Source organism: Cellulomonas humilata (genome assembly GCF_030814415.1).
Lineage (GTDB): Bacteria > Actinomycetota > Actinomycetes > Actinomycetales > Cellulomonadaceae > Cellulomonas > Cellulomonas humilata_A.
Genome location: NZ_JAUSVB010000005.1, coordinates 37,445 through 50,283 on the forward strand (window position 1 = coordinate 37,445; position 12,839 = coordinate 50,283).

Sequence of the window (12,839 nt, forward strand, 5' to 3'; positions counted from 1 at the left end):
CATGACGCTCGTCGAGCACTATCCGCCCCTCACGGTCCCGGCTGCGCCCGGTGTGCACCGGCACCGTGCGCTGCACTCGTGGGTCGGCGCCGTCGCTGCGCTCACGGAGCCGGACGATGTCGTCTGGGTCGACGGCTCGCCGGAGCAGGCGGCGACGCTCGTCGAGGACATGGTCGACGCGGGGACCCTCATCCGGCTCAACGAGGAGCTGCGGCCGAACAGCTTCCTCGCGCGCTCCGACCCGTCCGACGTCGCCCGCGTCGAGGACCGCACCTTCATCTGCTCGGTCGACGCCGACGACGCCGGACCCACCAACCACTGGCGCGAGCCGCACGTCATGCGCGCCGAGCTGGCGGGGGTGTTCGCCGGCTCGATGCGCGGCCGGACCATGTACGTCGTCCCGTTCTCGATGGGCCCGCTGGGCGGACCGATCTCGCAGCTGGGCGTGCAGGTCACCGACTCGCCGTACGTCGTCGTGAGCATGCGCGTCATGACGCGCGTGGGGACGCCGGTCCTGGACCTGCTCGGGCCCGACGGCGACTTCGTCCCCGCGGTGCACTCCGTCGGCGCGCCGCTCGGCCCCGGGGACGACGACGTCCCGTGGCCGTGCAACCCCACGAAGTACATCGTCCACTTCCCCGAGACCCGGGAGATCTGGTCGTACGGCTCGGGCTACGGCGGCAACGCGCTGCTGGGCAAGAAGTGCTTCGCGCTGCGGATCGCGTCGGTCATGGCACGCGACGAGGGCTGGCTCGCCGAGCACATGCTCGTGCTGCGGGTGACCTCGCCGACCGGGACGGTGTCGCACGTCGCGGCCGCGTTCCCGTCCGCGTGCGGCAAGACCAACCTTGCGATGCTCCAGCCGACCATCCCGGGCTGGAAGGTCGAGACGATCGGCGACGACATCGCGTGGCTGCGTCCCGGCGGGCCCGGGACCGACGGGCGGCTGCGGGCGATCAACCCCGAGGCCGGGTTCTTCGGCGTCGCCCCCGGCACCGGCGAGGCCACCAACCCCGCCGCCATCGCGACCCTGTCGCACGACGTCATCTTCACGAACGTCGCCCTCACCGACGAGGGGGACGTGTGGTGGGAGGGCCTGACCGACACCCCGCCGGACCACCTGACCGACTGGCGGGGCGACGACTGGACCCCCGCGTCCGAGACGCCGGCCGCCCACCCGAACAGCCGGTTCACGGTGGCCGCCGAGCAGTGCCCGACGATCGCCGACTCGTGGGACTCGCCCGAGGGGGTGGCCATCGACGCGATCTGGTTCGGCGGTCGGCGGGCCACCAACGTGCCGCTGGTCGCCCAGGCGCGGAGCTGGTCGCACGGGGTGTTCCTGGGCGCGACGATCGCGTCCGAGCAGACCGCCGCCGCGGAGGGACCCGTCGGGACGCTGCGTCGCGACCCCTTCGCCATGCTCCCGTTCTGCGGCTACAACATGGCCGACCACTGGGGCCACTGGCTCCGGCTCGGCGCGCAGCTGTCCGCCCGCGGCATCCCCCTGCCGGCGATCTTCGGCGTCAACTGGTTCCGCAAGGGTGCCGACGGGTCCTACCTCTGGCCGGGGTTCGGGGAGAACGCCCGGGTGCTGGCCTGGGCGCTGCAGCGGCTCGACGGGTCGGTGGAGGGGGCCGACTCGCCGATCGGGGTGCTGCCCGCGGAGGGTGAGCTGAACCTCGACGGGCTGAACCTGCCGACGACCGCCCTGGAGCAGCTGCTCGCGGTCGACCCCGCGGCCTGGCTGGCCGAGTGCGACCTGACCGAGGAGTTCTTCGCGCGGTTCGGGGACCGGCTCCCGCTGGCGATGGTCGACGAGCTGGACGCCCTGCGGGCACGGCTCCGCGCCGCCGGCTGAGCCCGCACCGGTCGCCGGGCGCGCCGTCGGGGCGCGGCCGGTAGGCTCCCGGCCCGTGAAGATCCTCGTCGTCGGCACCGGTGCCCGTGAGCACGCGCTGGTGCGCGCGCTGTCCCTCGATCCGGCGGTCACCGCGCTGCACGCCGCCCCGGGCAACCCCGGCATCGGGTCGCTCGCGACGCTGCACGCCGTCGACCAGCTCGACGGGACCGCCGTCGCGGCACTCGCCACGAGCCTGGACGCGGACCTCGTCGTCGTCGGGCCCGAGGCACCGCTCGTCGCGGGCGTCGCCGACGCGGTCCGGGCCGTGGGGATCCCCGTCTTCGGCCCGTCCGCCGCGGGCGCCCGGCTCGAGGGCTCCAAGGCGTTCGCCAAGGAGGTCATGGCCGCCGCTGGCGTCCCCACCGCCGAGCCGCGGGTGGCGACGACGATCGAGGAGGCCGCCGCGGGTCTCGACGCGTTCGGTGCCCCGTACGTGGTCAAGGACGACGGGCTCGCCGCGGGCAAGGGCGTCGTCGTGACCCACGACCGCGCCGAGGCGCTGGCCCACGCGCAGGCGTGCCTTGCCAAGCCCGACGGCCGCATCGTCATCGAGGACTACCTCGACGGACCCGAGATCTCGCTGTTCGTCCTGTCCGACGGCATCGACGTGGTGCCGCTGGTCCCCGCGCAGGACTTCAAGCGCGCGCACGACGGCGACGAGGGCCCCAACACCGGCGGCATGGGCGCGTACTCGCCGCTGCCGTGGGCACCCGCGGACCTGGTCGACGAGGTCGTCGAGCGCGTCGCGCGCCCGACGATCGCCGAGATGGCCCGCCGCGGCACCCCCTTCTCCGGTGTCCTGTACGTCGGGCTCGCGCTCACGTCGTCCGGGCTGAAGGTCGTCGAGTTCAACGCCCGCTTCGGGGATCCCGAGACGCAGGTCGTGCTGGCCCGGCTGGAGACGCCGCTGGCCGCGGTGCTGCTCGCCTCCGCGACGGGGACGCTCGGCACCCTGCCCCCGCTGCGGTGGCGCGACGACGCGGCGGTGACGGTCGTCATCGCCTCGGGCGGGTACCCGGGCGCCGTCCGCTCCGGAGACCCCATCACGGGGACCGAGGACGCCGAGGCGATCCCCGGCGTGCACGTCCTGCACGCCGGCACGGCCCTGCATCTCAATGCCGCATCCGACGACGACGACGCGATCGACGGCGCGCACCTCGTCTCCGCGGGTGGTCGCGTGCTGTCCGTCGTCGGCGTCGGCCCCGACCTGCACGCCGCCCGCGCCGCCGCCTACGCGGGTGTGCAGCAGATCGAGCTGCCGTTCTCGCACCACCGCTCGGACATCGCCGCGGCCGTTGCGGACGTCCCACTCGTCTGAGGAGCGGTACGGCATCATCGCGGGATGGCTACCACCACGTTCGTGTACGGCGACGGCGCCTGGGGCGGGGATGCAGCTGTGACCCCGAGCCTGACCATCGAGGTGCAGGACGGCGACATCGCGACCATCGACTACCGACCGGCGCCGGACGGGCTCGGCCGGTTCTACCTGGGCTTCCAGCCGCGGGACTTCTTCGACGACCCGGCGGAGAGCGACCCGGTGGATCTCGCGGCCGAGGCGGAGGCCTTCGCCGAGTGGGCGCTGCTGGTCGGCGCGGTGGATGTCGAGGCCAAGCACGTGCGGCGTCTGCTGGCCGAGGAGCACGTCGACGAGCCGGCGGACACGTTCGTCGAGGAGACCGTCGAGCGGCTGGTCCGGCTCGTCGGGTTGCCCATCCCGGATGGTCTCGAGGGCGGGGACGACCTCGTCTGATCGGGCACACTGTGCCCGTGACTTCTCACCTCCCTGGCTGGACGCACACCTACTCCGGCAAGGTCCGTGACCTGTACGTGCCGGAGGACCCGTCGCACGGGGACGTCGTCCTCGTCGTCGCCAGCGACCGGGTCTCCGCGTTCGACCACGTGCTCGACCCCGGCATCCCCGGCAAGGGCGTCGTCCTGACGCAGCTGAGCCTGTGGTGGTTCGAGCAGCTGGCGGACCTGGTGCCCAACCACGTGGTGTCGACGGACGTCCCGGCGCAGGTCGCCGGGCGCGCGATGATCTGCCGCCGCCTGGACATGTTCCCCGTCGAGTGCGTCGCGCGCGGGTACCTCACCGGGTCGGGGCTCGCGGAGTACCGGGTGTCCGGCTCGGTGACCGGGATCGCGCTGCCCGCGGGGCTGGTGGACGGCTCGCGGCTGCCGGAGCCGATCTTCACCCCGGCCAGGAAGGCCGAGCTGGGGGAGCACGACGAGAACGTGCCGTTCGAGGCCGTGGTCGCGACCGTCGGTGCCGACACGGCGGAGTCGCTGCGGGCGCTGACCCTGGCGGTGTACGGGCGGGCCGAGGCGATCGCGCGCGAGCGCGGCGTGATCCTGGCCGACACCAAGCTGGAGTTCGGCACCGACCCGACGACCGGCGCGATCACCCTGGGCGACGAGGTGCTGACCCCCGACTCCTCGCGGTTCTGGCCGGCTGACCTGTGGCAGCCCGGGCGTGCGCAGGCCAGCTTCGACAAGCAGTTCGTCCGGGACTGGCTCACGTCGTCGGCGTCCGGGTGGGACCGCGCCTCCGACTCGCCGCCGCCGAGCCTGCCCTCGGACGTCGTCGGGCGCACGCGCGACCGGTACCTCGAGGCGTACGAGCGACTGACGGGAACGCCGCTGCCGGTGTGATGTTTCGCTCACCCCCGACAGGGGAGGGGTGCCGCAGGAGAGGTTAGGCTTGCCTCATTCTGACGTCGCCCGCTTCGCCGAGGTGGCAGTCCCCGAACGAATGGGAGCACCTCCGTGCGCATCGCCCGTCGCGCGGCAGCAGTGGCATCCGTCGCTGCCGTCGCCCTCACTCTCACTGCCTGCGCCGGCGCGGCCGAGTCCGCCGACGAGCCCACCGCGAGCGCGTCCTCCGACAGCATCTTCCCCGTGTCGATCGACTCGACGCTCGGCACGGCCGAGATCGAGAAGAAGCCCGAGCGCGTCGTGACGCTCGGCTGGGGCGCTGCTGACATCGCGTTCTCGCTGGGCACCGTGCCGGTCGGGATCGAGGAGGACACCTGGGGCGGCGACGCCGACGGGTACCAGCCGTGGTTCCGCGACGCGGTCGAGGACGAGGGCGCCGAGCTGCCCGAGACCATCGCGATGTACCCCGAGCTGGACGTCGACGCGATCATCGCGCTCGAGCCCGACCTCGTGCTCGCCCCGCAGTCGGGTCTGGAGCAGGACGTGTTCGACCAGCTCTCCGCGTTCGTCCCCGTGGTCGCCTACCCCGGTGAGCCCTGGCAGACCTCGCTCGAGGACCAGGTGAACATCGCCGCCGAGGCGCTGGGCGTCCCGGAGAAGGCGGACCCGCTCCTCGCGGAGCGCCAGGCCGCGATCGACACCGCTGCCGAGGAGAACCCCGAGCTGTCCGGGCTGACGTTCGCCTACGTCTACGGCGGCGACCAGCCGGGTGCCCTGTCGGTGTACCTGCCCGGTGACCCGCGCGTCGAGCTGCTCACCGGTCTCGGCCTCGAGCTCGCCCCGTCCGTCTCGACGCTGTCGGCCTCGCCCGGGACGTTCGTGAGCACCCTCGGCCTCGAGAACGCCGACCAGCTCGACGACGCGGAGCTGCTGTTCACGTGGTTCAACAGCACCGACGAGCAGGCCGCGACCGAGGCCCAGCCGCTCTGGGCGCAGATCCCGGCGTTCGCGTCCGGTGCCTACGTCCCGATGCTCGACCCGCAGCTGGGCATGGCCGTCTCGGTGGCCACGCCGCTGAGCGTGCCGTGGGCGATCGACGAGTACGTCCCGCTCATCACCGCCGGCGCGGCGAAGGTCCAGGGCTGACCGACCTTCACCTCGCGCCGTGAGCATCGCCGTCGCCGGAGCCCCGCACGCCACCCGCGTGCGGGGCTCTCGCGCGCTCGTGCTCGGGCTGGGGCTGGTCGCCGCACTCCTGCTGCTCGTGCTCGTCGTCGGACTGAGCATCGCCGTCGGCGCCAAGCCTCTGCCCCTGGGCGACGTGTGGTCGGCGTGGCGGAACCCGGACGGGTCGTACGCGTCCACGGTGGTCGCGTCGCGGGTGCCCCGCACGCAGCTCGGCCTGCTCGTCGGCGCCGCGCTCGCCGTGGCGGGCGTGGTGATCCAGGGCCTGACCCGCAACCCGCTCGGCGACCCGGGGCTGCTCGGCGTGAACGCGGGGGCGTCGGCGTCGCTCGTGGTCACGGCCGCGGTGCTCGGCGGGGTCGCCGGTCGGACCGTCTGGGCGGCCGTGCCCGGTGCGCTGTTCGCCGCGGGTGCCGTGTACCTGATCGGGTCCGGGGGTCGACGGGCGACTCCCGTGCGGCTCGTCCTGGCCGGCGCCGCCGTCTCCGCGGTGCTGATCGCGCTCGTCGAGGCCATCACCCTGGCCAACCCGACGGTGTTCGACACCTATCGCTCCTGGGTGGTCGGCTCCCTGGCCGGGCGGCCCCCGTCGACCGTCGATGCCGTGCTGCCGTTCGTCCTCGTGGGCCTCGTCCTGTGCCTGCTGCTCGCCCGGCCGCTCAACGCGCTCGCGCTCGGCGACGAGGCCGCGACCTCCCTCGGGCTGCGCGCCGGCCGGACCCGGCTGCTCGGCGCCGCCGGCGCGACCCTGCTGTGCGCCGCGGCCGTGGCCGCCGTCGGACCCATCGCCTTCGTCGGGCTGGCCGTGCCGCACGTCGTGCGCTCGTTCACCGGCTCCGACCACCGCTGGCTCCTGCCGTACTGCCTCGTGCTCGGTCCGGTCCTCCTGCTCGCCGCCGACGTCGTCGGCCGGGTGGTCGCCCGCCCCGGCGAGCTCCCCGTCGGTGCCGTGACGGCGTTCGTCGGGGCGCCCTTCCTGATCATGGCCGTGCGCCGAGGGCGGGTGGGGCTGTGACCGCCGTCCTGACCCTCGGTCCCGCGGTCGCCGTGCGCTGGCGGCGTCGGCCGGTCGTGGTCTGCATCGTCGCGCTCGTGATCATGCTGGTCACGATGCTCGTCACGCTGTCTGCGGGGCAACTGGGCATCCCGCTGACGGAGCTGCCCGGGGTTGTCGCCGGTACCGGGTCGCGCGCGCAGGAGTGGGTGCTGTGGACCAGCCGGCTGCCGCGGCTGCTCGTCGGCGCCGCGGCCGGCGCGGCGTTCGCGGTCTCCGGGGCGATGTTCCAGTCCGTCACGCGCAACCCGCTGGGCAGCCCCGACGTCATCGGCCTCGGCGCGGGCGCCGCAGCGGGTGCGGCGGCCGCGGGGCTCGTGTGGCCGGGCGTCGTGCCGGTCCCCGTCGGTGCGCTGATCGGTGCCGGCATCGCGATCGGCGCGGTCTACCTGGGCTCGGGGGCGGGGTTCCGGGCGCCGTTGCGGATGGTCGTCGTCGGCATCGCCGTCGGTGCGATGTCGATGGCGTTCGTGCAGCTGGCCCTCGCGCGCGCCACCCGCCAGGACGCGCAGGTGATCTCCGCGTACCTCAACGGCAGCCTCGCCGCGCGGGCCTGGTCCGACGTGGTCCTCATCGTCGTCGCGCTCGTGGTGCTGCTGCCCGTCGCGCTCGCCCTGACCCGGCCGATGCAGCTGGTCGAGATGGGCGACGAGGTCGCCGTCGCGGTCGGCGTCCACGCGGACCGGGTGCGGACCTGGGCGGTGGTGGTCGGCGTGCTGCTCACCGCCGCGGCCGTCACCGTGAGCGGGCCGATCGCGTTCGTCGCGCTGACCGCACCGCAGATCGCGCGCCGGCTGACCCGGTCGACCGGACCCGGTATGGTCGCCGCCGCGTGCTGCGGTGCCGCGGTGCTCGTCGTCGCCGACCTGGTCGCCCAGTACGCCGTGCCGGGCGTCGTCTACCCCGTGGGTGTCGTCACCGCCGCGCTCGGCGGCGTGTACCTCGCGTTCCTGCTGGTCCGCGAGTGGAGGAGGAGTCCCGCGTGAGCTCTCCCGTACAAGGTTCACCGCTGGAGGCAGAGGGCCTGACCCTCGCCTACGACCAGCTCGTCGTCGCCCAGGACCTGTCCGTGCAGATCCCGCGGGCCTCGTTCACCGTGATCATCGGCCCCAACGGCTGCGGCAAGTCGACGCTCCTGCGGGCGCTCGGTCGCACGCTCAAGCCGCGCGCAGGACGGGTGCTGCTCGAGGGCACCCCGATCTCGACCATGAAGAGCAAGGACGTCGCCCGTCGGCTCGCGCTCCTGCCGCAGAGCCCGATCGCGCCCGAGTCCATCACCGTCGGGGACCTCGTCGCCCGCGGCCGGTACCCGCACCAGGGGCTCCTGCGGCAGTGGTCGGCCGCCGACGCCCGGGCCGTCGCGGACGCCCTCGACGCCACCGAGGTCGCCGACCTGCGCGACCGCTACGTCGCCGAGCTGTCCGGCGGTCAGCGGCAGCGGGTCTGGCTCGCCATGGCCCTCGCGCAGCAGACCGACCTGCTGCTGCTCGACGAGCCGACGACGTTCCTGGACATCGCGCACCAGTTCGAGGTCATGGACCTGTGCGCCCGGCTGCACGAGGAGGGCCGCACGCTCGTGGCCGTCCTCCACGACCTGAACCAGGCCGCCCGGTACGCCACGCACCTCATCGCGATGAAGGCCGGGGCCGTGGTCGCCGAGGGGCCGCCGGCCGACGTCGTGACGGAGCCCCTCGTCCGCGAGGTGTTCGGGCTCGCCTGCCGGGTGGTGCCGGACCCGGAGACCGGGACGCCGATGGTCGTGCCCGCCCGCCGTGACGCGCACGTGCGGCACTAGAGGGCGATCTGCGCCACCGCGGTCAGCGGCAGCCAGCGCTCGCGGTCGGCCAGGGCGCCGACAGGGGCGAGCACGTCGGCGTCGACCAGCGGACCGAGATCGATCCCGGTGAGCTCCTCGACGTCGACGACGGGCACCTGGAACGTGCGGAACGGCCCGAGCTCGGGCACGCCCACCTGCAGGGTTCGGACGAAGGGCGTCTGGTCGAGCACGAACGCCGTGGCACGCAGGTCCGCGCCGGACGCCCACGCGGCGACCTTCCAGAACCTCCGCGGGATCTGGACGCCGCGGTAGACCGGGTCGTCGTCGGCGAGGACAGGCCCGGTGAACACCGAGACCCGGTGCCCGTGCGTCTGGGCGTAGTCGAGCACGTGGTCCTCGAGGCCGACCCAGAGCAGCTCGCCCTGGTTGAACGCCGAGGCCTGCGGCGCGGCGTTCGGGTACGCGAACGTGTCGAAGTTGGCCTTCCGGGCGACCACCAGGTCACCCCAGACAGGGTCGCGACGACGCACCAGGTGCCCGCGGTCGAGGTCGTTGCGCGCGTACAGCTCCGGGCCGGCCTGCTCGTCGGCCGGGACCCGCGGGTCGAGGTGCCAGTCGTCGCCGCGCTCCAGGTTGACCAGCTGTGCACCGTCGATGTTCACCGCCGTCGCCGCCGCCAGTCGTCGCGCAGGGTCGAGCAGCACCGTGAAGTGCGTCGACGGGAGGGTCCGGACCGTCTGCGCCGGTCTCGGGAGCGGGACGAGCGGACCGAGGAACGTCGGGTCGTATCCCTCTACGGTGCTCACATGCGGACCGTACCGACCACCTCCGACCTGCTGCTGCGCGATGCTCGCCTGGTGGACGGCGACGGACCCGTCGACGTCCTCCTCCGCGACGGCCGGGTGGTCGCCGTCGGACCACGGCTCGATGCCGGTAACGAGCAGGTGCCGCTCGACGGCCGGTGGCTCATGCCCGGTCTCTGGGACGCGCACGTCCACCTGACCCAGTGGGCGCTCGCCCGGCGCCGGCTGGACGTCTCCGGGGCCACGTCCGCCGCGCACGCCGTCACGCTCGTCGCCGCGGCCCCGCCCCCGCCCCCGGGTACGGCACTCGTCGGCTTCGGGTTCCGCGACGGGCTCTGGCCCGACCAGCCGACGGCCGCGCTGCTCGACGCCGCCGTCGGGGACCTGCCCGTCGTCCTCGTCTCCGGTGACCTGCACTGCGCCTGGGCCTCGACGGCCGGGCTCCGGTTCCTCGGCGTCGGCTCGCACCCCACCGGCCTGCTCCGGGAGTCCGAGTGGCTCCCACGGCAGGCGGCCGTCGACCACGTGCCCGACGACGTCGCCGACGCGCTCGTCGACGACGCCTCCGCCGCCGCGGCCGCACGCGGGGTGGTCGGCATCGTCGACCTGGAGATCGCCGACAACGTGGCCGTCTGGCGTCGTCGCGTCGCTGCCCGACCCGCCCGGCTCCGCGTGCGCGCGGGGGTGTGGGAGGAGTTCCTCGACCGCGTCGTCCGCGAGGACCTGCACACCGGCGACGCCATCGGCGGGCTCGTCACGCAGGGCCCGGTGAAGGTCATCACCGATGGCTCGCTCAACACGCGGACGGCCTTCTGCCACGACCCGTACGCCGGGCTGACCGGCCCGAACGCCCGCGGCATCCTCGCGGTGCCCCCGTCGCGGCTGGCTCCGCTCATGGCGCACGCCACCCGCCACGGTCTGCGCTGCGCGATCCACGCCATCGGCGACGCCGCGAACGCGCTGGCCCTCGACGCCTTCGCCGCGTCCGGTGCGACCGGGTCGATCGAGCACGCCCAGCTGGTGTCCTGGGAGGACGTCGAGCGGTTCGCGGCGCTCGGGGTGGTCGCCAGCGTGCAGCCCGAGCACGCCATGGACGACCGCGACGTCGCGGACCGCTACTGGACCGGTCGCACCGACCGCGCATTCGCCTTCGGCTCGCTCCATCGGGCGGGCGTCCGGCTGGCGCTGGGGTCCGACGCACCCGTCGCGCCCCTCGACCCGTGGGTCGCCGTCGACGCCGCGGTCAGCCGGTCCCGCGACGGGCGCGATGCCTGGCATCCCGAGCAGGCCATCGACCGTCGGGTCGCGCTGGAGTCCTCCGTCGACGGCCGCGGGCTGACCGTGGCGGTCGGGGCGCCCGCGGACCTCGTCGTGCTCGACGCCGACCCGCTCACCGCACCGCTGCGGGGGATGCCGGTGGCGGGCACCCTCGTCGCGGGCGAGTGGACGCACCGGGCGTTCTGACTCACTCGCCGGGTCGGCGAGGATGGGCGCATGCGTGCCGTCGTGATCTCCGAGTTCGGCGTCCTCCCGACCGTGCGTGAGGTCCCGGCGCCGACCTGCCCCGACGACGGCGTCGTCCTGCGGGTCACCGCGACCGGCGTGTGCCGCTCCGACTGGCACGGCTGGCAGGGTCACGACGACGACATCACGCTCCCGCACGTGCCCGGGCACGAGCTGGCCGGGGTCGTCGTCGAGGTCGGCCCGCTGGTTGGTGCGTGGGCGCTCGGCGACGAGGTCACCGTGCCGTTCGTGTGCGCGTGCGGGTCCTGTGCCGCCTGTCTCGCGGGGGAGCAGCAGGTGTGCGAGCGGCAGCGCCAGCCGGGCTTCACCGACGACGGGTCGTTCGCCGAGCTCGTCGCGATCCACCACGCCGACGTGAACCTGGTCCGTCTCCCGGACGGCATGTCCCCGGTCACCGCCGCCGGTCTGGGCTGCCGGTTCGCGACCGCCTACCGAGCCGTCACCGTCCACGGCCGGGTCCAGGCGGGGGACTGGGTCGCGGTGCACGGGTGCGGTGGCGTGGGTCTGTCGGCGGTCATGGTGGCCGTCGCCGCCGGTGCCCAGGTCGTCGCGATCGACGTGTCACCCGTCGCCCGCGACGCCGCCCTCGCGATGGGTGCTGCCGTGGTCCTGGACGGCACCGGCGACGTCGCCGAGCAGGTCCACCGGGTGACCGGCGGGGGTGCGGCCGTCTCCCTGGACGCCCTGGGCAGCCGCGCCACCGCGACGGCGTCGATCCTGTCGCTCCGCCGCCGCGGCCGGCACGTCCAGGTCGGCCTCCTGCTCGGCGCCGACACCGCCCCACCGCTGCCGATGGGTCGCGTGATCGGGTGGGAGCTCGAGGTCTACGGCAGCCACGGCATGGCCGCCCACGAGTACCCCGCGATGCTCACGCGCATCGCGTCCGGCGACCTCGACCCGTCCCGCCTGGTCGGACGCACGATCGGCCTCGACGAGGCACCGGCCGCGCTCGCAGCTCTCGGCGACGGCACCGGCGGCCCGGGAATGATGGTCGTCGTCCCCTGAACGGGGGTCAGCCGCGTGGAGAACCTGACGTCGTCGCGACGGTCGCCTCCGCCTCGTCGACCGCGACAGTCGTGACCGCCGCCCGCGCAGCGTCGGCCGACCGGCGCCGTGCGGCACCCCACTGCGTCAGGCCGACACCCGCGAGCACGATCGCGCCGCCCACGGGCTCGTACCAGTGCAGCCCCTCGTGCAGCACGAGGACGCCGAGGGTCGTCGACACCAGCGGGATCACGTACGTGACGCTCGCTGTGACGGTGGCTCCGGCGATGGCCAGGACGCGCCAGAACAGCACGTACGCCAGCCCGGTCCCGCCCAGGCCGAGCGCGAGCAGTGCCAGGGCCGGCGCCGGGGCGACCGGTCCCACGAGCGGCGTGGAGACGGCGAACGGAAGGATCACCAGCGCACCGACCGCCAGCTGGATGGCGGGCAGGGCCACGTTCGACAGGCCCGTGCTGGTCAGTCGACGTCGGCTCCACGCGTTACCGAGGCCGTAGCAGAACGTGGCCCCCAGCAGCATGAGACCGCCGACGAGGTCGATCGCCCCGGAGTTCCACACGCCCAGCAGCACCGCGATTCCCCCGAAGCCCAGCACCAGCCCGCCTACCTGCACCCGGTCCGGCCGCTCGCTGGGCAGCAGGAGCGCGACGAACACGGCGGTGAACAGGGGAGTCGTCGCGTTCACCAGGCCCGCGAGCACGGAGGTGACCCGCTGCTCGGCGAGCGCGAAGAGCACGAACGGGATCGCCGTCATGATCGCGCCGACCATCACGAAGTCGCCGATCCGCCGCCGCTCGACGCGCACCCGCTCGCGCCGGATCAGCAGGATCACCGCGAGCAGCGCGAACCCGATGATGATCCGGCCGAACGCCACCTGCGTCGGCGCGAAGGTCTGCAGCGCAGTCGCGATGAACAGGAAGCTGCAGCCCCAGAGCACCG

General features: G+C 74.0%; 12 protein-coding genes. 10 read left to right on the top strand and 2 right to left on the bottom strand.

The window, feature by feature from the left end; all coding sequences use genetic code 11:
* Position 1 precedes the first annotated feature (1 nt).
* The 8 genes from J2X26_RS16470 (at position 2) to J2X26_RS16505 (ending at position 8,589) form a co-directional block, all read left to right on the top strand.
* Positions 2 to 1,858 (top strand): phosphoenolpyruvate carboxykinase (GTP), encoded by a 1,857-nt coding sequence (locus J2X26_RS16470; RefSeq protein WP_307493792.1) that lies wholly within the window; start codon positions 2 to 4, stop codon positions 1,856 to 1,858.
* A 55-nt stretch (positions 1,859 to 1,913) separates the two neighbouring features.
* Complete coding sequence (purD, locus tag J2X26_RS16475) at positions 1,914 to 3,218, top strand: phosphoribosylamine--glycine ligase (protein WP_307493793.1); 1,305 nt, start codon at positions 1,914 to 1,916, stop codon at positions 3,216 to 3,218.
* Between the two features lie 24 nt (positions 3,219 to 3,242).
* On the top strand, positions 3,243 to 3,650 hold the full coding sequence (locus J2X26_RS16480; RefSeq protein ID WP_307493794.1) for a hypothetical protein: 408 nt from the start codon (positions 3,243 to 3,245) through the stop codon (positions 3,648 to 3,650).
* A 17-nt stretch (positions 3,651 to 3,667) separates the two neighbouring features.
* Positions 3,668 to 4,552 carry a phosphoribosylaminoimidazolesuccinocarboxamide synthase gene (locus J2X26_RS16485; protein ID WP_307493795.1) on the top strand — a complete coding sequence of 295 codons (885 nt, stop codon included), beginning with the start codon at positions 3,668 to 3,670 and terminating at the stop codon, positions 4,550 to 4,552.
* Positions 4,553 to 4,666: 114 nt separating this feature from the next.
* Positions 4,667 to 5,701 (top strand): ABC transporter substrate-binding protein, encoded by a 1,035-nt coding sequence (locus J2X26_RS16490; protein ID WP_307493796.1) that lies wholly within the window; start codon positions 4,667 to 4,669, stop codon positions 5,699 to 5,701.
* 19 nt (positions 5,702 to 5,720) lie between these two features.
* Positions 5,721 to 6,755 carry a FecCD family ABC transporter permease gene (locus tag J2X26_RS16495; protein ID WP_307493797.1) on the top strand — a complete coding sequence of 345 codons (1,035 nt, stop codon included), beginning with the start codon at positions 5,721 to 5,723 and terminating at the stop codon, positions 6,753 to 6,755.
* Positions 6,752 to 7,780, top strand: a complete 1,029-nt coding sequence (locus J2X26_RS16500; protein WP_307493798.1) for a FecCD family ABC transporter permease — start codon at positions 6,752 to 6,754, stop codon at positions 7,778 to 7,780. Before J2X26_RS16495 ends, J2X26_RS16500 begins: the two co-directional genes overlap by 4 nt.
* Positions 7,777 to 8,589, top strand: coding sequence for an ABC transporter ATP-binding protein (locus tag J2X26_RS16505; RefSeq protein WP_307493799.1), 813 nt, complete (start codon positions 7,777 to 7,779; stop codon positions 8,587 to 8,589). The genes J2X26_RS16500 and J2X26_RS16505 overlap by 4 nt, the downstream gene beginning before the upstream one ends.
* Here the strand turns inward: J2X26_RS16505 and J2X26_RS16510 are convergent.
* Positions 8,586 to 9,377: a DNA/RNA non-specific endonuclease gene (locus J2X26_RS16510; RefSeq protein WP_307493800.1), complete on the bottom strand. Its 792-nt coding sequence runs from the start codon at positions 9,375 to 9,377 to the stop codon at positions 8,586 to 8,588. The two genes, J2X26_RS16505 and J2X26_RS16510, sit on opposite strands and share 4 nt — an antisense overlap.
* Here J2X26_RS16510 and J2X26_RS16515 point away from each other — a divergent pair, their 5' ends adjacent.
* Both J2X26_RS16515 and J2X26_RS16520 read left to right on the top strand, forming a co-directional pair.
* Complete coding sequence (locus J2X26_RS16515; protein WP_307493801.1) at positions 9,378 to 10,838, top strand: amidohydrolase; 1,461 nt, start codon at positions 9,378 to 9,380, stop codon at positions 10,836 to 10,838.
* A gap of 30 nt (positions 10,839 to 10,868) precedes the next feature.
* Positions 10,869 to 11,903, top strand: coding sequence for a zinc-dependent alcohol dehydrogenase family protein (locus J2X26_RS16520; RefSeq protein ID WP_307493802.1), 1,035 nt, complete (start codon positions 10,869 to 10,871; stop codon positions 11,901 to 11,903).
* 7 nt (positions 11,904 to 11,910) lie between these two features.
* Here J2X26_RS16520 and J2X26_RS16525 read toward each other — a convergent pair whose 3' ends face one another.
* Positions 11,911 to 12,837: a DMT family transporter gene (locus J2X26_RS16525; protein ID WP_307493803.1), complete on the bottom strand. Its 927-nt coding sequence runs from the start codon at positions 12,835 to 12,837 to the stop codon at positions 11,911 to 11,913.
* Positions 12,838 to 12,839: the final 2 nt, after the last annotated feature.

Coding starts and splice junctions, on each gene's coding strand:
- J2X26_RS16470 (WP_307493792.1), top strand. CDS start 2: ATGACGCTCGTCGAGCACTATCCGCCCCTCACGGTCCCGGCTGCGCCC.
- J2X26_RS16520 (WP_307493802.1), top strand. CDS start 10,869: ATGCGTGCCGTCGTGATCTCCGAGTTCGGCGTCCTCCCGACCGTGCGT.
- J2X26_RS16480 (WP_307493794.1), top strand. CDS start 3,243: ATGGCTACCACCACGTTCGTGTACGGCGACGGCGCCTGGGGCGGGGAT.
- J2X26_RS16515 (WP_307493801.1), top strand. CDS start 9,378: ATGCGGACCGTACCGACCACCTCCGACCTGCTGCTGCGCGATGCTCGC.